Origin of the sequence: Parasphingorhabdus cellanae (genome assembly GCF_017498565.1) — a bacterium.
GTDB lineage: Bacteria > Pseudomonadota > Alphaproteobacteria > Sphingomonadales > Sphingomonadaceae > Parasphingorhabdus > Parasphingorhabdus cellanae.
This window is the reverse complement of sequence record NZ_CP071794.1, coordinates 2,605,561-2,627,147: the sequence shown is the minus strand read 5'-3', so window position 1 is coordinate 2,627,147 and position 21,587 is coordinate 2,605,561. Positions and strand designations below refer to the sequence as shown.

The 21,587-nt window shown below is 53.1% G+C and carries 24 protein-coding genes; 11 read left to right on the top strand and 13 right to left on the bottom strand.

Annotation, left to right across the window (positions count from 1 at the left end):
* Positions 1–99 precede the first annotated feature (99 nt).
* From trmB to lnt, 3 genes are all read right to left on the bottom strand, one after another.
* Entirely contained in the window at positions 100–795 is a 696-nt protein-coding gene (gene trmB / locus J4G78_RS12650; RefSeq protein WP_207986897.1) for a tRNA (guanine(46)-N(7))-methyltransferase TrmB, read from the bottom strand.
* Between the two features lie 28 nt (positions 796–823).
* Positions 824–2,035 carry a methionine adenosyltransferase gene (gene metK, locus J4G78_RS12645; RefSeq protein ID WP_207986896.1) on the bottom strand — a complete coding sequence of 404 codons (1,212 nt, stop codon included), beginning with the start codon at positions 2,033–2,035 and terminating at the stop codon, positions 824–826.
* A gap of 70 nt (positions 2,036–2,105) precedes the next feature.
* Positions 2,106–3,788 (bottom strand): apolipoprotein N-acyltransferase, encoded by a 1,683-nt coding sequence (gene lnt, locus J4G78_RS12640; protein WP_207986895.1) that lies wholly within the window; start codon positions 3,786–3,788, stop codon positions 2,106–2,108.
* Between the two features lie 188 nt (positions 3,789–3,976).
* Between lnt and J4G78_RS12635 the strand changes: the two genes are divergently transcribed.
* The gene (locus tag J4G78_RS12635) at positions 3,977–4,723 is read left to right on the top strand and encodes a hypothetical protein (protein ID WP_207986894.1); all 747 of its coding nucleotides are present in this window, start codon (positions 3,977–3,979) and stop codon (positions 4,721–4,723) included.
* Positions 4,719–5,141 (top strand): VOC family protein, encoded by a 423-nt coding sequence (locus J4G78_RS12630; protein ID WP_207990696.1) that lies wholly within the window; start codon positions 4,719–4,721, stop codon positions 5,139–5,141. Before J4G78_RS12635 ends, J4G78_RS12630 begins: the two co-directional genes overlap by 5 nt.
* Here the strand turns inward: J4G78_RS12630 and J4G78_RS12625 are convergent.
* Positions 5,124–6,251, bottom strand: coding sequence for a sigma-54 interaction domain-containing protein (locus tag J4G78_RS12625; RefSeq protein WP_207986893.1), 1,128 nt, complete (start codon positions 6,249–6,251; stop codon positions 5,124–5,126). The two genes, J4G78_RS12630 and J4G78_RS12625, sit on opposite strands and share 18 nt — an antisense overlap.
* Before the next feature lie 104 nt (positions 6,252–6,355).
* Positions 6,356–6,952 carry a TetR/AcrR family transcriptional regulator gene (locus J4G78_RS12620; protein WP_207986892.1) on the bottom strand — a complete coding sequence of 199 codons (597 nt, stop codon included), beginning with the start codon at positions 6,950–6,952 and terminating at the stop codon, positions 6,356–6,358.
* A 78-nt stretch (positions 6,953–7,030) separates the two neighbouring features.
* On the opposite strand from J4G78_RS12620, the gene J4G78_RS12615 reads away from it, so the two are divergent.
* From J4G78_RS12615 to J4G78_RS12600, 4 genes are all read left to right on the top strand, one after another.
* Positions 7,031–7,930: a metal-dependent hydrolase gene (locus tag J4G78_RS12615; protein ID WP_207986891.1), complete on the top strand. Its 900-nt coding sequence runs from the start codon at positions 7,031–7,033 to the stop codon at positions 7,928–7,930.
* 340 nt (positions 7,931–8,270) lie between these two features.
* Positions 8,271–8,699, top strand: coding sequence for a hypothetical protein (locus J4G78_RS12610; RefSeq protein ID WP_207986890.1), 429 nt, complete (start codon positions 8,271–8,273; stop codon positions 8,697–8,699).
* Between the two features lie 245 nt (positions 8,700–8,944).
* Positions 8,945–9,256: a hypothetical protein gene (locus J4G78_RS12605; protein WP_207986889.1), complete on the top strand. Its 312-nt coding sequence runs from the start codon at positions 8,945–8,947 to the stop codon at positions 9,254–9,256.
* Between the two features lie 73 nt (positions 9,257–9,329).
* Positions 9,330–9,530, top strand: coding sequence for a hypothetical protein (locus J4G78_RS12600; protein WP_207986888.1), 201 nt, complete (start codon positions 9,330–9,332; stop codon positions 9,528–9,530).
* A gap of 174 nt (positions 9,531–9,704) precedes the next feature.
* On the opposite strand, the gene J4G78_RS12595 is transcribed toward J4G78_RS12600, so the two are convergent.
* Positions 9,705–9,992, bottom strand: coding sequence for a hypothetical protein (locus J4G78_RS12595; protein ID WP_207986887.1), 288 nt, complete (start codon positions 9,990–9,992; stop codon positions 9,705–9,707).
* A 150-nt stretch (positions 9,993–10,142) separates the two neighbouring features.
* On the opposite strand from J4G78_RS12595, the gene J4G78_RS12590 reads away from it, so the two are divergent.
* Positions 10,143–10,304, top strand: coding sequence for a DUF1328 domain-containing protein (locus J4G78_RS12590; RefSeq protein WP_207986886.1), 162 nt, complete (start codon positions 10,143–10,145; stop codon positions 10,302–10,304).
* Positions 10,305–10,423: 119 nt separating this feature from the next.
* The gene (locus J4G78_RS12585; protein WP_243457085.1) at positions 10,424–10,792 is read left to right on the top strand and encodes a PRC-barrel domain-containing protein; all 369 of its coding nucleotides are present in this window, start codon (positions 10,424–10,426) and stop codon (positions 10,790–10,792) included.
* A 117-nt stretch (positions 10,793–10,909) separates the two neighbouring features.
* On the opposite strand, the gene J4G78_RS12580 is transcribed toward J4G78_RS12585, so the two are convergent.
* From J4G78_RS12580 to J4G78_RS12560, 5 genes are all read right to left on the bottom strand, one after another.
* Entirely contained in the window at positions 10,910–11,890 is a 981-nt protein-coding gene (locus J4G78_RS12580; protein WP_207986885.1) for a hypothetical protein, read from the bottom strand.
* Between the two features lie 84 nt (positions 11,891–11,974).
* A complete protein-coding gene (locus tag J4G78_RS12575; protein WP_207986884.1) occupies positions 11,975–12,532 on the bottom strand; it encodes a hypothetical protein in 558 nt (185 codons plus the stop codon).
* 105 nt (positions 12,533–12,637) lie between these two features.
* Positions 12,638–13,183, bottom strand: a complete 546-nt coding sequence (locus J4G78_RS12570) for a hypothetical protein (protein WP_207986883.1) — start codon at positions 13,181–13,183, stop codon at positions 12,638–12,640.
* An 84-nt stretch (positions 13,184–13,267) separates the two neighbouring features.
* Positions 13,268–13,774: a hypothetical protein gene (locus J4G78_RS12565; protein WP_207986882.1), complete on the bottom strand. Its 507-nt coding sequence runs from the start codon at positions 13,772–13,774 to the stop codon at positions 13,268–13,270.
* 1 nt (position 13,775) lies between these two features.
* Entirely contained in the window at positions 13,776–14,840 is a 1,065-nt protein-coding gene (locus J4G78_RS12560) for a hypothetical protein (protein ID WP_207986881.1), read from the bottom strand.
* 244 nt (positions 14,841–15,084) lie between these two features.
* Here J4G78_RS12560 and J4G78_RS12555 point away from each other — a divergent pair, with 244 nt between their 5' ends.
* Entirely contained in the window at positions 15,085–17,010 is a 1,926-nt protein-coding gene (locus tag J4G78_RS12555) for an alpha/beta hydrolase family protein (RefSeq protein ID WP_207986880.1), read from the top strand.
* A gap of 19 nt (positions 17,011–17,029) precedes the next feature.
* Here J4G78_RS12555 and J4G78_RS12550 read toward each other — a convergent pair whose 3' ends face one another.
* Both J4G78_RS12550 and J4G78_RS12545 read right to left on the bottom strand, forming a co-directional pair.
* Positions 17,030–17,581, bottom strand: a complete 552-nt coding sequence (locus J4G78_RS12550) for a hypothetical protein (protein WP_207986879.1) — start codon at positions 17,579–17,581, stop codon at positions 17,030–17,032.
* Between the two features lie 438 nt (positions 17,582–18,019).
* Positions 18,020–18,808: a DUF4864 domain-containing protein gene (locus tag J4G78_RS12545; protein WP_207986878.1), complete on the bottom strand. Its 789-nt coding sequence runs from the start codon at positions 18,806–18,808 to the stop codon at positions 18,020–18,022.
* A gap of 179 nt (positions 18,809–18,987) precedes the next feature.
* On the opposite strand from J4G78_RS12545, the gene J4G78_RS12540 reads away from it, so the two are divergent.
* Both J4G78_RS12540 and J4G78_RS12535 read left to right on the top strand, forming a co-directional pair.
* The gene (locus J4G78_RS12540) at positions 18,988–19,641 is read left to right on the top strand and encodes a response regulator (protein WP_207986877.1); all 654 of its coding nucleotides are present in this window, start codon (positions 18,988–18,990) and stop codon (positions 19,639–19,641) included.
* Positions 19,642–19,678: 37 nt separating this feature from the next.
* Positions 19,679–21,559, top strand: coding sequence for an ATP-binding protein (locus J4G78_RS12535; protein ID WP_207986876.1), 1,881 nt, complete (start codon positions 19,679–19,681; stop codon positions 21,557–21,559).
* Positions 21,560–21,587 lie beyond the last annotated feature (28 nt).

Sequence of the window (21,587 nt, the reverse complement as noted above, 5' to 3'; positions counted from 1 at the left end):
CCTATGGCAATGAATAAATTTACGGTTAACTGCTTGTTTACAAGGCGATTCAAGTATAAGTCGCAGTAAAACTACGTTAATAAAATTTGCCGGAATCGCTCACTTACGCTGGTAGCGAAAATACCAGACTTCATGCCCCTGTTTCCGGGCCTTGGCTTCGTAACGCGTTTCTGGCCAACCACCTGGACGGACCATCCAGCTTTTCGGACTATCGCACAGCCAGTTAAATTCGCTGCGCTGGTTCATGATCATCATCGCCCATTCCAGATAGACCGGGTGATCCGTGCCGAACCGGAATTCGCCACCAGGCTTCAGCTTGGCCGCGATCAGGTCAACTGGTCCATGGTTCATGAACCGCCGCTTTGCGTGCCTGGCTTTGGGCCACGGGTCGGGATGCAAAAGATAGACGAAGCTCAAAGCGCCATCTGGTATCCGTTCCAGCACATCCAGTGCGTTGCCCATGTAAAGGCGAATATTGGGCAGAACGCCCTCTCTCACATGCTGCAGCGCGCCGACCATTCCATTGAGATAGGGCTCACAGCCGATAAACCCGTGATCAGGCAGCATATCCGCCCGCGCCGCCATATGCTCGCCGGCACCAAAGCCAATTTCGAAATGGAGAGGCCGATTGTCGCCAAATAGCTCCGACGAGGATACTGCTCCCTCGGTCGGCACGCTAATCTGCGGCAGCAGCTTTTCGACCAGCTCGACTTGCTGGTCCCTGAGCGCATGGCCCTGCCGCCGGCCATAAAGTTGACGGATGGTGGTCGGATCCTGATTATCTTTGCTGGTCATCCGGCGCGGTTAGCACTCGTAGACTGATTTAAATAGCAGCTTTTAGAGCGTCCACCAAATCCGTTTTTTCCCAAGTAAAAAGATCGCCATCCGCCTCGCGCCCAAAATGTCCGTAAGCAGCGGTCGGGCTGTATATCGGTTTGTTGAGGCCGAGATGGGTGCGAATGCCCTTTGGGGTCAAGCGCACCAGTTTCGGCAGGATTTCCTCCAGCTTTTCTTCGCTCACCGTTCCGGTGCCGTGCAGATCGACATTGATCGACAAAGGCTCGGCCACGCCAATGGCGTAGGAAAGCTGGATCGCGCAGCGCTTGGCGAGACCGGCCGCAACGATATTTTTAGCGAGATAGCGCGTGATATAAGCCGCAGACCGATCCACTTTGGTCGGGTCTTTGCCCGAGAAAGCACCGCCGCCATGCGGGCTTGCCCCACCATAGGTATCCACAATGATCTTTCGGCCGGTCAAACCCGCATCCCCATCTGGTCCGCCAATTTCAAAGCGCCCGGTCGGGTTCACGTGAATCACCGTATTGTCTGTGATAAAATCATCCGGCAGCACCGAATGGAATACGCCCATCACATAGTCGCGCAATTCTTCATAAAGCTCTGGATTGTCGCTATCTTTGAAATAGCCAGGCGCATGCTGGGTCGATACGACCAGTGCCGTCGCTTCCACCGGCACTTCATTGACATAGCGCAATGTGACCTGACTCTTGCTATCCGGCTCCAGAAACGGTGCCTTGCCGCTGTGACGATCGGCGGCCATTTGCTTCAATATCTGATGCGAATATTGCAAAGTCGCTGGCATTAAATCCGGTGTTTCATCGCTGGCATATCCGAACATAATGCCCTGGTCACCGGCGCCTTCATCCTTGTTACCGCTTTCATCGACGCCTTGTGCGATATGGGCGGATTGCGGATGAAGGTGGTTTTCAAAGGTCAGATTCTGCCAATGGAAACCGTCTTGTTCATAACCGATTTTCTTGACCGTATCCCGCACAACTGTCTGGATTTCTTCCTGTGCGCCCGGAGCCCAATTGCCATCGGTATCAATCATGCCCTTGCCGCGCACTTCGCCAGCCAAAATAACGCGATCTGTGGTTGTCAGGGTTTCACAGGCAACTCGCGCTTCCGGGTCTTTGGATAGAAACAAATCAACAATCGCGTCCGAAATCTGGTCAGAAACCTTATCAGGATGACCTTCGGATACGGATTCGGACGTGAAGATAAATTCTGAGCGCATGACTTTTCCTACTATTTGGTCGCTTGGGGGCGCGTTATTTTGGATATAAAGAAAGGTTTATATGCGCTTCTTAGCGAGCACGAAGCCGGATTGCAATGGCACAGATCAGCAAAAAGAACGCAAACCCGAGCGATAGGACGTTGCCGTATAGAGAGAATAATGTCGGCTTTTCGGGAGACGGCAATATTGTGTCGATCCGGCCTGCCTGCCCCATGGGAATGCTTTCTACCACCTTGCCCCTGCTCGTGATGACCGCTGATATGCCGGTCGGGGTGGAACGGATGACCGGTAACCCCTCTTCAATCGCACGCATTTGCGCTTGCGCAAGATGCTGTGGCGGTCCCCAAGCGCCAAACCACGCATCATTGGATGGGTTGAAAATGAAATCGGGACGATTGTCCCGGTCAACAACTTGGCCAGAGAAGATAATCTCGTAACAGACTTGCAAGCCTGCCTTGCCAAATGCGCCGAGATCCAGCGAGCGTGGGCCCGGACCCGGCCAGAAATCGAAATCCCCCGGTGCCAGCCGTGACAAACCAAGAGCAGATAACAGCGGCCGCATTGGAAGATACTCGCCATAGGGCACCAAATGACTCTTATCGTACCGACCGAGCAGTTCGCGCTCTGAGTCCATCGCAAAGACACTGTTACGGGCTCCGATGGCGCGCCTCTCATCAGGGGCGCTGGCGTCGTCAAATTCCAGTTTCAGCCCGCCGAGCACAAGAACATCGCCGGGCTTCATAAGACCAGCAAGCTGTGCTCGCACCATCTGTGGCGGGCGGCCGTAATAATAGCGCTGCGGATAGCCGGTTTCGAGATAATCCGGGATCGCGGCTTCCGGCCAGAATACCAAGCGCGGCGTGTCATCCTTGCGCACGGTCAATCCAGCCAGTTTGCCGAGGTTCAGCTCTTCATATCCGGCCTGCCATTTATCCTGCTGCCCGATATTGGGCTGGACGACCGTGATATTGGGCGGTCCGCAATTTTCAGCCCAACCTTCTTTACAAATGGCGATTGCGCCAAAATCCATCACATCCCCGTTCCACAGGTCTTCCCGGCTACCGATCAGGAACAATATACCGGCACCCAAGGCGACAATCGCAAGATCGAATACCCGGCGAACGATCAGCCGCCACTGCAGGGTGAGCATCCCAATAACCGCCGAGCCCACAAGACCGGCAACACCGATTGTCAATCCGGAAAGCCCATAGGTTCCTATGGAACGAGCACTCAAAGCGAGTCCGGCGTCAACTGCGATTACACCCAGTGGATTCCAGATGAATCCGCTAAATACCCAGCTGCGCAGCCATTCCGTGATGATCCAGAATCCTGCAAAAGCCAAAACAAATGCTAAGCGCCGTCCCCTTGCCAAAAGCCACGCGCCCAGCGCCGTTAATGCCGGATAGACCGCCAGATAGAGGGACAGCAAAACCACCGCAATATAGCCCAGCCATTCCGGCATCGCGGCCTGAAAGGTGAACGCCTTGGCGATCCAGTTCAGCCCGACAACGAAATGTCCCAGGCCAAATAACCAGCCAGAAAAGAAAACGGATTTGCGACTCCCCAGGCGATCAACAATGGCAATCCATAAGGCTAGCGCAAGCAGGCTTACCGGCCATAGCCCAAGCGGGGCGAAGCCGGTCGCCGATATTGCGCCCGCCATGAGCGACAACCAGAACGGATATTGGCGGGGCAGGTTGATGAGAAATTTCACGGACGGCTTTTGCCGCTTTGGTTGGACAGGTTCAAACATTAATTACCAAAATCCATTTTGTTCAGATTGAAGGCTTCGAACCTGACAGTTTAGACGGCTTCTACATAGAATGAACCAGAAAAAGCGTCGCGGTTTCCTTTTTGAGAATCTCAGGCACATCGGATTTTGGAAAATAAGGTGCCGTCATGATTGGCTGAATATCATGATGGCAGGTTTGTAGGAAAGCATTGATCGACAATTGGCATTTGCCGCGAGCGGCCTCGCACCGCTATACAGCGATCATGGAAAAACTCATGTTAATATTGCTAGCGCTGTTACAGCCCGCGCCCGCCATTAACGAACCGGCGGTCACAGCCTTCACGGACATTCATAAACGCGATCTGTCTTGTGTCGCGATTCTCGCGATTGTAGCGTCGGAACAGGAGCGCGGCATCGAAAGTGCCCTGACCTATCCTTTGCTGAGCGAGCGCGGGCGGACCTATGCCGGGCAAGTAGGCGAGCGGGTTATGGCTGAGACCGGACAGTCCCGGGAGCAGGTGCGCGATGCGATTTTGAAAGCGGTGGCCGCGCAGCAAGCCATGGTGAAGAAAGTTGCGGAACCGGAACAAGTTGTCGCCGAAGGAATGGAAAAATGTCTGCCGCTTCTTGATACCGAAGTGGCGCCGAAACCGAAGCCGACATTAAACCAGTGCGCTGCGATGCTGCAGCTGGCTTATGAAACCGTCTATGCCCGAGAGAAATTGTCGAAAACCGCCCAAGATCTGAAGACATTGGCCTTTGTCCTCGACAGCCGTGCCCGCGAAAAGATGCGCGGCGAAGGCAAAAGTGGTTCTGAAAGCGATATCATCCTTACCCAGACCCGCGAGGAAGTGAAAGCATTGGAACAAAACCAAGGCAAGCGAGCGAAACTGGATATTGATCATTGTTTCGCGCTGGCTGCGCCGGAAAAAAAGGGACAGAATTTTGAACATTGAACACCGCCCTTTCCATCTCGCTTTTCCCGTCCATGACCTCGCGGCTGCGCGGGAATTTTACGGCGACTTGCTGGGCTGTGCAGAGGGTCGGAGCAGCAGCCACTGGATTGATTTCAATCTCTATGGTCATCAGATTGTCGCGCATCTTGATACCAACGCAAAACCACCAGCGACCACCAATCCAGTGGACGGCGAGGATGTTCCGGTCCCGCATTTTGGAGTGGTTCTGACGACCACCCAATGGCAAGCATTGGCTGAACGGCTGGAACAGCGAGGCACCGCATTTGTCATCGCACCCACGGTTCGTTTCCGCGGTGAAATCGGGGAGCAGGCCACGATGTTTTTTATGGACCCCAGCGGCAATGCTCTGGAGTTCAAGGCCTTTGCCGATGATGACCAATTATTCGCGGCGGACTAGTTCCGACCGGTGGTCCGTCATCGCCATTTTCCGAACGATTTTATGGCGCCGCATTTTCTCGACAAAAGTGGTCCGGCGGAGGCTGACCAGATGTGCCGCCTCCGCCACTACGCCTTCCGCCATCCTGAGCGCAGATAACAGATATTTGCGCTCCTCCTGCATGAGATGTTTTTTCAGGTCAAAACCGTCACCCAATGTGCCGCGATCAAAGCCGCTATCATCGTCTATCGTCTTGAAAGGTTTCACCTCCGCTCCGCCCGCATAGCTTGATGGCAGCGCATAGCGGTGATGGGTCGGGGCGTTGGACGCCCGGCGACGAAAAAGCGAGGATAGCTGACTGGCCGATATCATCACACCGGGAAAGAGCACGACCGCTCGCTCGACAATGTTACGCAGCTCACGCGCATTGCCGGGCCAGGCGTAATTTTCCAGCAAGTCCATGGCTTCGGTGGAAAAATAGATCTCTTCACTGCCAATTTGCGCGATGAAATGCCGAATCAGAGGCGCAATATCGTCACGGCGATCCTTCAGCGCAGGAATATCGATTGGAAAGACGGAAAGGCGATAGAATAGATCTTCACGAAAGCGCTTGTCGGCGATGGCTTGATCAAGATTTTGATGGGTGGCCGATATGATCCGGGTATCGATGGCAATTGATTCTGCGCCGCCAATCCGTTCAATCTGCTTTTCCTCAAGCACCCGCAGCAATTTGACCTGCATGTCGAAGGGCATGTCGCCAATTTCATCCAGAAATAGGGTGCCATTGCTCGCATCTTCAAACTGGCCCTTGCGCTGGGCAATGGCGCCGGTGAAGCTGCCTTTTTCGTGACCAAATAGCTCTGATTCCAACAAATCACGCGGAATGGCACCGCAATTTACGCCGATAAATTTCTCACCCGACCGCGCTGAGCAACGGTGCAGCGCTTTGGCTACCACTTCCTTTCCGCAGCCCGACGGCCCGGTAATCATGACGGGTATCGTCGTCGCAGCAGCATAGCGGATCAAGCTCCGGACTTCTTCGATCGCCGCGCTGTCTCCAACAAGATGAAGCGCGGGATCGTCGGGGTGCAATGTCCGGGCATCGCCGATGGCATTGGGATTCTGTTCCATGTCGCAGCTCCACATCCAAAAAATATCTTGTGGAAGAGATTATGAAACGAAAAGCTAAAAAGATGCAGAAACCTGCGCCGTTTCGGACAGGAAATGGACCAAATTCAGGCGGGATGTTCCTTTTTCCAGCGGTCGAGCGCATGCTCCAAATGGGTTTCCGCCAGATCACGGGCGCTATGGCGCGGCAAATCGAGCGAGTCGGCAAGCCGCTCGCCGATCAACGCGTCCCCCAGCGCCATGAGCACCAGCGTCAAAGTATCCTCATGCATTTCCCGATCTTCATGACCGCCATCGCCCAGTTCATCGACCAAGGCATGGATCGCATCGACAATCGGATCAAGCGCATCTTCATTGCCGGTCAGCAACATCCAGGATGACAAGGCCCCCGCGCCCTGTTTGTCAAAGGCATCAAATGTGAGGTCAACAATGTCACGTACAGTACCTTCGCCCGTGCGCGACTTCAGCACCGCCTGCGCGATGGACCCGCAAACCTGATCCGTCAGATATTGCGCGAGCGATTTCTGTAACCCTGAAGCGGACCCGAAATGATGAAGAAGATTGGCATGCGTCCGGCCAATCCGCGAGGCCACGGCTTTAAGCGTCACCGCTTGCGGTCCAGCCTCGATCAGCAAATCCCGCGCGGCAGCCAAGGCCATGCCGCGGCTTTCTTCAGGAGAGAGGCGTCGTTTAGCTATTGACATCTATGTAAGTAACCCTAATATCTATGCTGCAAGTTAAACAATTTTTGCGTAAAAGCTAACTTTAAAGAATATGCCCCTATGAACATCCATAGCAGCCTGCAAGCGGAACCGGAAACAATTGATACGCCCACGCCGAAAGATCATCAGATCACGCCGCGTGACCGCCGCTTTGGCCGTGATGAAGGACATCAGCCTGGCCGATGGTGGCTGAACAACGATCCCGTTGCGACGGCCTTTTATAACGCGCTGTCCCTTACTTTCCCGCGCGGCGAGGCGTTTTTCATTGAAAGCGTCAAAGCCTTTCGCGACGTCACCCCTGAAAAACTGCAAAAAGAAATCCGCGCGTTTGTGAAGCAGGAAATCATCCACACCCGCGAACATGTCGCGTTGAACCGCCGGGTCGAGGAAGCGGGCTATGATACGAGCCGTATCGAACAACGCGTCATCGAGTCGCTGGAAATGACCAAAGGAAGGCCTGCGATAGCCAATCTTGGTGCGACGATGATCCTTGAACATTTCACCGCGATCATGGCCCAGCAATTTATCGCCAACCCGCAACATTTTGCCAAGGCCGACAAGGAAACCGCGGACCTGTGGCGCTGGCACGCTCTCGAAGAAATCGAGCATAAGGGCGTCGCCTATGACACCTGGCTCTATGCGACCCGTGACTGGTCCCGCTGGCAGCGCTGGAAAGTCAAGTCGCTCTTGATGCTGGTCATTACCCGGAATTTCTGGACCAACCGCTATAGTGACACGCTCGACTTGCTGGCTCAGGATGGCTTTACCGGTTTCCGCACCAACATGACGCTGCTCCGCTTCCTGTTAGTCACGCCCGGCGTGGCGCGGAAGATCATCGTGCCGTGGATAAAATTCTTCCTGCCCGGATTCCATCCGTGGAACGAAGATGACCGGCATCTGATTGATCTTGCGGAAAGCGAGTTTTCCGCCGCGTTGCCAGATGGCACGCAAACCGCTTAACGACGGTTGCCAGCGGCTTCAGAGTCACAGCTGAAAATTCAAACGATTTCTTCGTTGAAAATTATACAAATTATACGCAACTGAGGGTTGAAATTCGGTTGAGCCGAGTACCTGCGCCGATGAACCGTTATGCTCGCGGAAACAAAGACACGGCCATATCGCCGTCGACGGCACATGCGATACTAAGCAGAAAAGTGAAGCGATCATCGCCGCCGTATACCATCTCGCTGATGCTGTAGGAAAGCGGTTTTGCGCGTGGGCTTTAGTATATTCGAAAGAATAGTTTTGTGATCCATTTGATGTATAGCAGAGGGAACAGAATTGATCTGGAGACCAGTATATGTGGCATATGCGCTTTTTGACAACATCAGCCTTGGTTTTCGGATTGGCGGCTTGTTCCACCACAGGCAATTTCCAAAAATTGAAAGACGCGCACCTCGCTATCAACCCATATGACACGATAGCCAATCCATCGGAAATATATCTGTTGGCGGACATGAAAGGACGGTTGGAGACTGACGGGAATTGTATAGTTGCAAATACGTCCGCAGGACCAATCACACTGCTTTGGCCGGAAGGTACTGTCGTCACTATTGTAAGAGGCAAAAGCGCTATTATGCTTCCCCATGGCAGAGGAACGGCCTTTTTTAGTAACCAGATCAATTTCGGCGGCGCGACGCTACCGGTGTCTCAAAGCGCGGCTGTCGCCCAGCTGACTAAAGACATTTGCCCGCAAGATTATTTCGTCGTCTCTACCATTGGAAAGTGAGCCCGGGAAATAGCGCGCCATATACCTGCGAAGGCAGGAATCCATCTCCCACCCTTCAGAAACCTAACCGTCCGGAGATGGACCCCTGCCTTCGCAGGGGCACAAGACTTTTGAAAATATATTCTACTCCGTAACCAGATGCGCTTGGTAAAGCCGCCGCGGCATCACCCTTTATACGAAGATGCCCCTGCCGCCCCTCTTGGATTGCCGCTACAGCCTATTTGACAAGAGATACAGAATTGGAAATGAAAGCAATTGTTGCAAGGTTTGACGATTGCTTGAGAGGAAATATCATGGCCGAAGCCCCCTCCATCTGGGACTGGACCAACCCCACCGATAGCGACGCTTTATTCACCGAGCTCGTCAGCGCGTCCGAGGAGAAGTTTAAAGCCATCGCCCTCGGCATTCTTGCTGATGAGTCGGACATAGCTGACCCGCTCTATGGCGGCGCCCAAGAGGTGGCACTGTGCTCGTCGCACATGTTCTTTGACGACCCCTATGCCTCGATGGAATATGAAGATATTGACGCCCAGCGAGCCGAACGACTGACAGTTTAATCGCAAGGCGATCAGCACGGCGATTGGCAATGACGGCGCGCGCTTTGAAGATTTTATCGGCGCTGATCCCGCCTTGCTCGACGATGACAAAGCCTTTGCGATCTATGAGCTGGAAGACTGGCATGGTTATTTCTGGATATGGTCAGGCGCGGACACGATCTTCTTCCTTGCCGAGCGGCAGGAAGACAGCGAGTTGCCCATAGATATTAGCTTCGGCCGGGCACCAGCGGATTATTACGCTAAACTGAAAGCACAGGTCGCGGCTTTGCTCTGATGCATTGACAATAGCCGGTGGTAAGTCGGTGGCCAGTGACCCGCGACCTGCCGATCAGATATCTATTACTCTTTAAGATAAGGAGCAATCGCATCCATCGCTGCATTGGATCCCGTAAGGCTAAACCGATGAGAGCGACCGCCATAGGCAAATCTCCAAACTGAGAGGGGCCGGTTATTTTTCGATTTCCGCCAAGGCCTGATTGATGAGCTGCTGCTCTTCTGCCAGTGTCGATTCCTTATCTGCTGAAATCGGTTCGGACTGACCCATGCCTTCGCCTTCGGCCCGCAAGCGGGCTTCCACATCCTCTTTCCAATAACGCAATATGTCGCGCTTTTGTTCAGTGCTTAGATGCTCGTCCGTCAGAACATTAGCTGGCGTTTGATACGTATGCCGGGGGTGATCGGCTTCCCGGCTCTTGATACCTTCACTCCGGTCATTGCCGGTTTGCTTATCGGTCATTTTCATCATCTCCTCATCCTTATGAAGACAACTTTTATGAACGGCTTTGGTTCCCGAACGATGCGTTTCGAAACATTATCTGTTGCCTGTTGGAACCTATTGGAGTGGCAGGACTTATCATCATGTAAACAATAAGTGTGGAGAGAAGACATGTTACGATATGCGATCATATTTTTGATTGTAGCGATAATTGCTGCAGCCCTTGGATTCGGCGGTATCGCCGGTTTTGCGATATATCTGGCCTATGGAGCAGCGGTGATTTTTGTCATCTTGCTGGTTCTCCATCTTTTGGGCGTCAAGACCGGGGTCTAGCCACGCTGGCGGAAAAGGAACCAAATTTGATTTCGCGGATTGATATCATGTGATCAGACACTGTCCCCCGACAAATAACAGGCCTGATCATTTGATCCCTAACCAGAAAGGAGCTTTCCATGATGTTAAAAGAAGATGATCGAACCAGTACCGTCATTGCCAGCGACCGCGTCGAAGGCACTGCGATTTATGGTGCTGATAATGATAAAATTGGTACCGTCGACAAGCTGATGATTGAAAAACAAACCGGCCGTGTAACCGACGCGATTCTATCTGTCGGCGGCTTCCTTGGTATTGGTTCGGATCGGCATAGCTTGCCATGGGCCAAACTGGACTATGATACGGAGCTGGGCGGATACAAGCTCGACGTCACCAAAGAACAGCTGGAACAGGCGCCGCGATTCAAGGAAGATGAGGCGGACAAGGCTTTTGACCGGCAATATCAAACCAGCGTTTATGAATATTGGATGGTCACACCCTATTGGTGATGACTTTTCCGATCATATTCAAAATATAGAGGAAAACCGGGCGGTGTTTTCGCCCGGTTTTTTTGCGGTTTTTCATGGTGACCGGTGCACCAATCTCTTCTCTTTGTCATCCTGCAGCTATTCCTCAACCGCTCCGCTGTTTCGGCCGGCCTTCAAAACCACTGCTTGCCCAACCTTGTCACAGCGCCCGGCGATATCCTGCTCAGCCTTGAAAACACAGACGGTCCGGATGTGGCTGGTCGGTGAAAAGCGCATGATTTGCCGCACTATCATCTCGCGGCCAGCGTCATCGGTACCTTTGCCCGCAATCACAACGTCGCCATCTTCTTCTACCTCTGCGGCGTCGGTTTGAAGGTCTTTGAAATCCAGCCCCTGCATGGCTTTAAGCGCCAAAGTCTTGCGCTGTTCCGGCGTCAGTGCGCCCACTGCCGGATTGGTACCAATGCTGGAAGCAATGATGACAAGCGGCTGCGATCCATCCGAGACCACGTCTTCGGGACCGTCCGTCATTAACAAACCGCTGCCTGCCAAAGTACGAACAGCGCGAAAATCAGCGCGTTCCGCAACGGTGAACGGCAGCCGCGCTATTTCGTCTTCCAGCGAACCGCGCGGCTGGAACCGAACCGATTGGAGCGCGCTCAGCACCTCATCATCCGAATAAGCCTCACTCGTCGCCGGGATTTGTACCGTCACCATGGCTGTGCTGTCACTGCTGCGTGCAATCATCACCCATTTACGATAGTCAAAACCCTGCTGCGTTTGGACGCCAACGGCCAGCAATGCCTCAACATCTCCGGCCAGTGTCAGCTTTTGCGCGGGGCCGTCCATCGTCATCCGGCTTGCCAGTTTTTCCGGCGTAAATTGGGGTGCAATTTGCGCATAAGCTTCCAGCGGAAATTCGGCGATCAGGATTGACGCCCCTTCTTCGCTGTCCCGGAATCCGGAAAAACTTTCGGCCACCGTCATGTCGCCGGGCGGCTCCAGACCCACAGCCCCGTCACCCGGGAAGACCACCGATGCGGCCAGCGCCGGTGCGGCGACAAACAGGCTCGGCACCGCCCACAGGCATATTGCCACTTTTTTCCAATATTCCAACATTTGCTGCTCGCTTCTTCTAAGTTAGCTTTTCGCAGGTCAGTCTACTGTCCTATTGGAAAAATCCCTAATGAAGAAATCGAAATGCTAAGTCGTTTCTCTCGCCATCATATTTCTCACTCCATCCAGATCCGCCCATGCGCCAGCAAATGGTGCCAGAAAGAATGCTATGCTTTCCAGCGACCACACCAGTTTGATCTCACCCGGTGGGACGTTATATTCCCCTCTGCTATTAACCAGTTTGGAGGAAATATAGTTGGAACCATCGGCCACTTGAACAATGGCTTCAAATGCTGTGCCAGGGCCGGCGGACAACAGCGCAAATGCCGTTGCAAAATCTGCCTCTGCCCAAACCCAACCGAACCAGAGAGCCGTCAGGCAGACCGCACTGCCCGGCACAGCGACGAACAGACGGGCGAGAAGCGACCGGCCGGGTAAAGCAAAACAGGCCATGGCAAAAACCGTCGCAATTACGCAAAGAAGCGCATCAAATGTCGTAAATGGATTGAAGGACGCGACCGCCCCATAAGCCGCAGCGATGACAGCGCTAATCGATATCGCAAGAAACGAACCTTTTGCGGAAATAAACTCCCCTGACATATTGTCCGGTGTTGGCGATGACGCTTTCATGTTTTGGCGAGCCATAACAAACCTTTCTTTAGCGGGATGACTGCGACGATAGTTGCAAATGATCGGCAGTCCGTCAGATACAGCGCGGTATATCTGAGGAACCGGCGCCAGTGAAACCGATTAGGCGGCGGCGTTCTCATGCCCCTCATCCGCATCGCCGGCGCTCATGCCCAACCAGGCGCCGACCGCTGGAAGCAAGAGAAAGCCCAGACTTTCCAGCGTCCAGAATAGCTTGATCCGGCCCGAGCCGACTTCGACATCGGTCCGGAAACCGCGGCCTGCCGTATAGCTGGTCCCGTCAGCAATTTCCGAAATCACGGTGAAGGCATGGCCCGGGCCACCCGCGAGCACCGCCATCGCGGCATCATAATCGATCTGCACCCAGAACCAACCAAACCACATCATCGAGAGGCAGACCAGGCCGCCCGGAATGGCAACAACCAAACGCGCCATGCGTGACTGGCCGATCATCGCATAAGCGGCAAAAATAAATATCGCGGAGATGAATAGAAAAATCAGATCCACAATCGTCAGCGGGAAGAAGGCAGCGGCCGCGCCATAGCCCAGCGCAACGGCGCCGCTAATAAGGATGGCGAAAATAGCGCCCACGATCGAAATGGGCTTGCCGGGTGTGTCATCATTATTATCGATCGTTTGGTCAGTCATAGTCATTCTCTTTCTTTGATTGGGTTTTGGGGGGGAAGGTTTGTTGCAAAATAATTGGGGGACAGGCCTCGGCCATCAAGGCTGCTATTCTTTGGGACGGGGTTTTCGAAATTGGATGGATCGCAGCGCCGCCTGAATCTTTGCATCAGAATAAAGTGTGCTGCCCGCCGGAGCCCGGGCAAATATACTGGCAAACAGATCAGCATTGCGCGCTACCATTGTCCAATGACGGCGAGCGACTCCGTCCTTTATGTCGGAATAAGCCACCAGATAGGCCTCTATGCCTCCTGCAAGTTGCAGATGCTGCACCGGCCCTTCCACTCTGATACCTGGCGGCACTTCGCCCAAATTACCAAAGTCCGAAAACGGTTTCCCCGGGGCGTCACCCCAAGCTTCTTCAAAGATACTGATTACAGCATCTTCATCATTATCTTCAAACATGGTGAGGCCGATATGGGCCGTCATAGCGCCCGGCGGACTGAGACCGACGGCACCGCCTGCGGGAAAAACCACATCGCTGGCGAGCGCAGGTAAGGACAGGGACAGACATAGCCATGTCGCGATCAGCCGGGAGCAAGGGCGCATGATCATCTTAAGGCCTCTCTGGATCGGGGCAGCAGGCCTTCCGCTCTTTGTATGGAGTGACCACCGGGGCAAATCGGATGACTGAGACTTTTTCATAGCTTTTGAAGCTTATCGACTGCCCAACTTGATCGCAGCGCGCGCTGATATCGTGTTCCGGCGCAAAGGAGCAGACTGTCGAGACATGCCCGCGTGGCCCGAAATGCAGTATTTGTCGCAGCTTTATATCTCGACCCAGGTCATCTTGACCGATGGCCGATATCACTATGTCGCCGTCCTCTTCGACGTCCGTGCTAATGATATTTATGTCTTTGAAATCAAGCGAGTGAATCGCCTTCTGCGCCAAGGGGACCCGCTGCTCCTTACGCTCATCTGCGTCCGCATAAAAGCCAGCATCATAGTGATAATTGATGATCACGGTGGGCCGTACGCTGTCACCTGTCCCACTGCTTCCCGTTTTGGACAAGGGCAGGTCAGTCATGGTCACATCATATGGCTGCTTGGTCTTTACAACCGCAAAATTCGCGCGGTTTCCGATGACATAAGAACGCTGCGCAATAAACTTTTCCATGGGATTTTGCCATCGGAACCGAAGTGATTGCAGAGCCGCTTGCATCTTTGCACCGGTATATATCGCGCTGTCCGCCGGTGCACTCGCGAACACAGTGGCAAATAATTCCGCATTACGTGCTTCCATCGACCAATAACGTAATGGCGTGCCGCCCGCCGTATCTATGAAAACCGCCAGACTTGCCTCAATACCACCGGGAAGTTTCAGATGCTGTATAGCGCCTTCCACTTTTTTGGTTGCCAATAGAGCGCCTATTTTTAAACTAGGAAACGCTTGATCGTGCCGGTCAGCTATAGGTTCCTCGATTATGCCGATCCAAGCATCTGCCTCTCCATCGCGGAAGCCAGCGTCAAAAGGCCATGGATCATGATCATCATCTATCATTTGGCCTGGGGGCTTCAGACCGACTGCACTGTTCCCCGGAAAAACCACATCGCTGGCGAGCGCAGGTAAGGACAGGGACAGGCATAGCCATGCCGCGATCAGCCGGAAGCAAGGGCGCATATAATATGCCTTCTACGCTTTACCTATCGCCCTGAAACCTGCCGGCAGTTTGAAACAATAGTGCGCCCCGATGCACTAGCGGTGTTACAGATGGACAGCTAACCGCTCCAGCCGGTCCCGTCACCCCGGTTGGCCGAAACTGTTAAAGCTGCGCGTCTTTCAAGACCGAATAAATAGCGCTATCGTCAATTTTTCTGGCGATCTATTCTTATATATCGCGATCTTTCATAGATCAGGGGCAATCATGTCAGGGCGTTTTATTGCAGCTATTGCTGTTTTAATTACATTGATGTTCGCGGCTATTTCTTCACCGTCACAAGCGCAGACGCCGCTGGAACATTTTGCGGCACTGCCGATGCTGAACAACCCGAAATTATCTCCATCAGGGGACAGATATGCGGCCTTGATAGCGACAGGCGGCAAACAGATTTTCATGATTTCTCCGGTTATGGCATCGGGGCCAAAGCGTGTCGTTTTGAATATTGGCGACGCCGATATGACCGGATGGCGCTGGGTCAATGAGGACTGGCTGATCGCGCGCATCGCCGATGTCAAGAATGTGCAAGGCGATGATTGGCTTGTTACCCGCACCGCAGCGATCAAGGCAGATGGCACATCCACAGAGCTGCTGGTCAACCGCAAGGCTGCCCAAAATGCTGCTGATGTCCTGTGGGTTGCCAAGGACGGATCGCCGGAAATTCTGCTCGCTTATCAGACGTCAATCTACTCCAACTATCCCGGCTTTTGGGCGCAGGTCGATCGTATCAATCTGGAAACGGGGAAAAAGAAAACCGTCGTCAAACCCAAAGCCGGTGTTCAGGATTGGTATGCTGATCAGACGGGTAATGTCAGGCTGGGCATTGGGCGCAGCGACAAAAGCCTATCGTCAAAACTCTATTATCGGGAAAGAAACGGCAAGCTGTTCAAGATTGTTGATCGCGCCAAACGGACAAAAGGAGAGGGACTGACGGTCCCAACCTTGTTTCTGGCCGATCCAGCGAAGGCTCTGGTTTTTGACGACAAAGACGGCACCGATGCCCTCTATCACTACGACCTCAGCAGCCTGACCATCGGTGACAAAATACATGCCGTTGAAGGCTATGACATCGACTATATTCACACCAATGCCGATGGCAACGCCCTGATCGGCTATGGCTATACCGATACGCGTTATAAAGTCGAATGGCTGGACCCCACGCTTAAGGAACTGCAGGAGGCACTGGACCAATCCGTTCCCGGGCAGTCTGCCAGGATCATTTCCAGAAACCGGGCGCACACCCGCTTCATCGTATCTGTCGGCAGCGCGTCGCGCCCCGGCAAATATTATATTTTTGATACCGGCTGGGGCACGATGCAGAAGCTGGGCGAGATTAATGATCAACTCGGGAACAAAAGCTATGCACCGGTCAAGACGATCCGTTACAAAGCGCGCGATGGCCTGTCGATCGAAGCCGTCCTTACTGTCCCCAAAGCGCGGACGACAGAAAAACTGCCGCTGATCATGATGCCGCATGGCGGCCCGTTTGCTCGCGATTCCGAGCGCTGGGACTGGTGGGCGCAATTTCTCGCGGATCGCGGCTATGCGGTTTTGCAGCCCAATTATCGCGGCTCGTCCGGCTATGGCGTGGCCTTTGCCTTGAAAGGGGAAGGCCAATGGGGCCTGGCGATGCAGGATGATTTGGATGACGGTGTGAAATGGGCGGTTGAACAGGGCATTGCCGATCCGGGCCGGGTCTGCATCGTCGGCGGATCGTACGGCGGCTATGCCGCAATGCGCGCGGCACATCGCAATCCCGACATATATAAATGTGCCGTCTCTTTTGCCGGTGTATCCGATCTGCAGGCGATGATCCGTTATGACCGGCGCTATCTGAACAGCAAGTGGAGCCGGACCTGGGTGAAGGAACAGGCACCAGACCTAAGGTCAGTATCACCCATCCATTATGCCGAAGATGTGGAGGTGCCGATGCTGCTTATCCACGGCAAAAAGGACCGCAGGGTCAAAGTCAGCCAGAGCAGGCGTTTTGCCAAAGCGCTAAAAAAAGCGGGCAAGGATGTCCGCTATGTCGAGCAAAAAGAAGGCGACCACCACTTTTCTCTAGAGGCTGACCGTGTGCAATTTCTTCAAGAGATGGAAGCGTTTCTGGCCCAGCATATTCCGGCAGGATAATGCCGAAACCAACTTGAGTTCAATGAGCAGCCTTGTTCATGTCGACCTTTTCAACCCATTCCGGAAAGAAGCTGGGTTCGCGTGTGGACCAGCCGGGTGCGGTGGCCGCGGCTTCGCTGATCGATTGCAGTAAACCTTTGCGGGTCTTTGGGTGCAGGTGCGGCAAAGAGGCTGCGGCGCAAAAGCTGCCGGGCAACCATGGCCGGGCATCCGGGCCGAGCAAGCGCTCATAGAGAAAACGATAGGCGGGGAAACTGCTGATACGCCCCTGCCCCAAATCATAGGCAGATAGCGAGATCAACGCGGGCATGAATTTCTCAATGCTGTCAATCGCACAATCCTGCGGAATGGCTTTGCGGATATCGGCGAGGCGTTTGTAAAGCTTTGTCTGCACCTTGATGCCCGCTTCCTCGACCGCATCACGCGACCAGGTTCCGACGGCATCTGCACGGTCCAGACCAACATCAAGCGAACGGCGGATATAACGCTGGGTCGCGGAACCAAAGCTCGCAAATTCCTTCATTTCCGACAGCGTCATTGCGCCTGGTACCGGTTGCATCGCTTTGGTCATGGTAACTCCTACATTGAAACATCTACGCTGTTCCCACGAGAGCCACTTGACCAAAACATGGTTAGGATTTGATTAAATATGATCCAAATTATCGGAGATTTATTCTCTGAACCAGATTAATTTGCCATTTATCGCCGGCAATAAGTGAATAAAATAAAGCGATTAGAAATTGGAGTGGCGTTCCAACAATCAGGTGAAAAACGTCTGGATTGCGGCCTCGATACCGACCTGCGGCGTCAGCTGTTTTGCTATAATTTGCAAATTGACCAATCCGATTCGCGAATGAACCAATACCGAGGCACGTCTTTTCCGGGATTTTTAAGTTTTTCCCGGATCCGCAGATCTGCCAATAAAAACACGTCCTGGATTTTGCCTTCTCGCTTGGAACGCCTTTTGTTTACCTCTGATATAATTGCAACGCTCGACAAGTTTGTCTGTTCACTCTGGCGGCAAGCCGACTTTCAAGGCGATACCGTCAAACTTCCAATCAACACCTTCGTAAAAAAATAGCTGTCGAAAATAGATTGGAAAAGGTTCAACCGGATAATGCCCCCGGATAGCCAGAACCCGTGTTTCTTCATTAATCTCTGACCCATCGATTATGGGTTCTTGCTGGCTCAATTCCAGATAGCCTTCGGCATATTTAAAAAACTTTCCGAAGCCCTTATCCAGATTTTCCAAAGATACTGTCCGTTGATAATCGGCTGTGCCTGTATCCCACAGCTTTTTCATGCTCTTTTCAGACAATGATTGCGCAAAGACCGTGACGGTATCCTTGAACAACTGCTTTTGTTTATCAGGCGATGGAAGCGCACCGCTTGAGGAGGCTTCCTTTAACCCCGCACTTTCTTTCTCAATCGCGTTGATTCGCCAGCCTGCTTCTGAGTCAATCAACCGCAGTTGCAAGGGTATCTTGCTACCGCCAGCAGTCGTTACCGTGCCTTCCAATCGGCCGGTGCCGCCAGTGATGAAGCGCGAGCTCCATGACGTTTCTTTGATATTGTCCAGAGCATTGGCCGCGAGATAGGATTTAAGCTCCGCCTTGCTCGTACCCACCTGGAAATCGTCCGATAGCAACGCATAGGCTGTATCCATATCGTCATTTTGCACAGCCGCGAAGAAATCGTCTCCCGTCTTGGTAATGTCGCCCGTCAGCCAGAATATCAGGCTGACCAAAGCTGCAATTCCGGCAAATACCCCCAATACCACTTTCATCCATGTCTTCATCGGAAATCCTTTCTCTATAAAAAGGCATGGCCCGACCCCAAGCTTTTGCCCACAAACGAAAAATGGATGATGAAAGGGTGGGGCGCCATCCCAAGTTTATGGGATGGGCAATCACGGGCCGTTTGATTTATTTCCCGCAAGGGGTCATTCTTTGCGACGACGTCATTTGGGAGATATTTATGCGACCCGGATATTCCAAAGTTGCGGTTGTGGAGGATGACCCACCGGTTCTTTCCGATATCTGCGGCGCTATTGAACGGGCTGAGGATATGGAGCTGGTCGCTTCCGCCACAAATTTCGCCACCGGCGAACAGCTCGTCGCCAATGGCGGCTTTGATGTTCTGATCTGTGATCTTGGGTTACCGGATGGTGACGGTACGACCCTTATCCAGATGGCGTCCGAACGGCAGCATGAAATAGACATCATGGTGCTCACCATGTTTGCCGATCACCAGAAAGTCCTGAATGCGATCCGGGCCGGAGCGCGGGGCTATTTACTCAAAGATCAGCCGCTGGAAAAATGCGTCGATGCGATACGAGAAATCCGGGCAGGTGGTTCGCCGATTAGTCCCATAATCGCTCGACTGGTGCTGAAGCAATTGCAACCCCAGTCCCCGCCGATTGAACAGATGGCGGAACCATTATCCAATCGAGAGTTGGAGACACTCAACCTTTTATCGCGTGGATTTTCTTACGCGGAATCTGCGGAAATCATGAATATTTCAGCGCATACCGTGGCAACCTATGTCAAACATATCTACCGAAAGCTCGAAGTAAATTCTCGCGCCGAGGCCGTATTCGAAGCATCGAACCGCGGCATATTGGGAGGTTAGCGATTTGTTGGTCCGCTATTCGTGGTTGCTATGGCTCATGGTTTTTTCCGCAGCCGCACAGCCCGTCGAAGCGCAGAATGGTGTGACCGCCAATCAGTTCGATGTAGAGACGACAAGAGCCGGCAAAATCATCCGTTTTGTCGATGCAGATTTTTCCTTCTCCGAAAGCAGTTATAATTCCAAAAACCGTGGGCTAAAAAGCGATTGGAACCGTCGAGACTTGCCGGCGCTCTGGTTGTCTGATGAGGCGCGCAAGGTACAAAGCGGAAATTTGTCCGTCTCGGCCAGAGTGAGGTTCGACGGCGCAGCATTGGGCAATGATGCTGTCGCCATATTCACCGAGAATAATCGCGAACGGATTTCCGTTTCGGTCAACGGGACCAGCATCTTCAGAAATTATACCGACAACAGGCATTCCATGCTCGGATGGAATCAGCCCTATTTGATACCATTATCCCGTTCCCTGTTAAAACCCGGCACAAACGAAATTGTGATCCGTGCCGAATCCGGCCGTAACCATTCTCTCGGCATCGGTACCATCGCCGTGGGCAACCACAATGCCTTGGGTTCGCATTTCAAAAGCCAGTATTTTTTCCGGATAGATGCGCCAAAAACACTCAACTGGATCATGCTACTGCTATCAGCCTTCGTCTTTGTCATGTGGCTTGGCCGCAGACAGGAAATGGAGCTTTTGTGGCTGTCGCTCACCGGGGTGTTCTGGTTTATTCGGAACTATCATTTTTTCGCCGAAACTGTGCCCTTGGAACCGCTCCTATTTCAGCAAATTACCTATTATTCGGTCTATTTTGCGGTTGCGGTCACTTTGGCATTCTGTGCCGAATTTCTGAAACTTCGCCGGCGCCATATCATTATAGTGATCATGCTGGGTATCGGTGTCCTGTTAAGCCTTTCGCGTCTTTTTCTGACAATAACAGACCGGACAGACATGGCGAGCAGCGTGATGACAATCGTATTATTCGGTTCCTTTCTTCTGATTTTGGCGCATCACGCTGTCAAAGAAAATTCTTCGGAAAGCTGGCTATTATTACTGCTACTTTCGCTCGCGGCGCTAACCGGTATTCATGATATCGGCCGCATTCCTAACATCGACTGGTGGAGCGGTGCGGGCTTTCACTTTCAACCCTATATAGGTTTTCTTCTATTCCTTGTGTTTATGCTCTCATTGGCCCGACGTTTCCTCGGCGCTCTCAGCCTTGTTGAAGAAACCAATGTCCATCTGGAAAAAAGCGTAAAGGAGGCGACAGATGCGTTAGCCGCCAGCCAGCAGGCTCAGCGACAGATGGAGGTGGAACGGGCGATCGAAACGGAGCGCGAGCGTTTGATGCGGGAAATGCATGACGGAATCGGTTCTAGCCTTGTGACAGCATTGGCAGTCGCGCGCCAACGGGAAGACCCGCCGTCCACGATCACCACTCTCCAAAGGGCGATTAGCGATCTCAAAATTACAGTCGATTCCCTGGCACCGATTGAAGGAGATGTGGTGACGCTGCTCGCCAATCTGCGCCACAGGATGGAACAAGAGCTTGCCCAGGCAGGGATAACCAGCGTCTGGCAAGTGCATGACTGTGCACCGCTTAGCTGGATGGATGCCGGGCATAGCCTTCATTTGCTGCGGCTGTTGCAAGAAGCGATTAGCAATGTGCTGCAACATGCCAAAGCCCGTTCGATTACCTTGTCCTGTCAATCAAGCCTGATGCACGGCAAATCTGGCATATTGATAAGCATTATTGACGATGGCATTGGCTTTGATCCCAATGATAGCGGCGGCAGCAAGGGACTGGAGTTCATGCATCAACGCGCAGCGATTCTAAATGGGACTTTGACGATCGAGAATATAGATCCGGGCGGTACAGCGGTAAATTTGTGGCTGGCGCGGGACCCGGTTGCGCAAGAATAGGATCCTGATGGTCGCAGACAGTCAACAG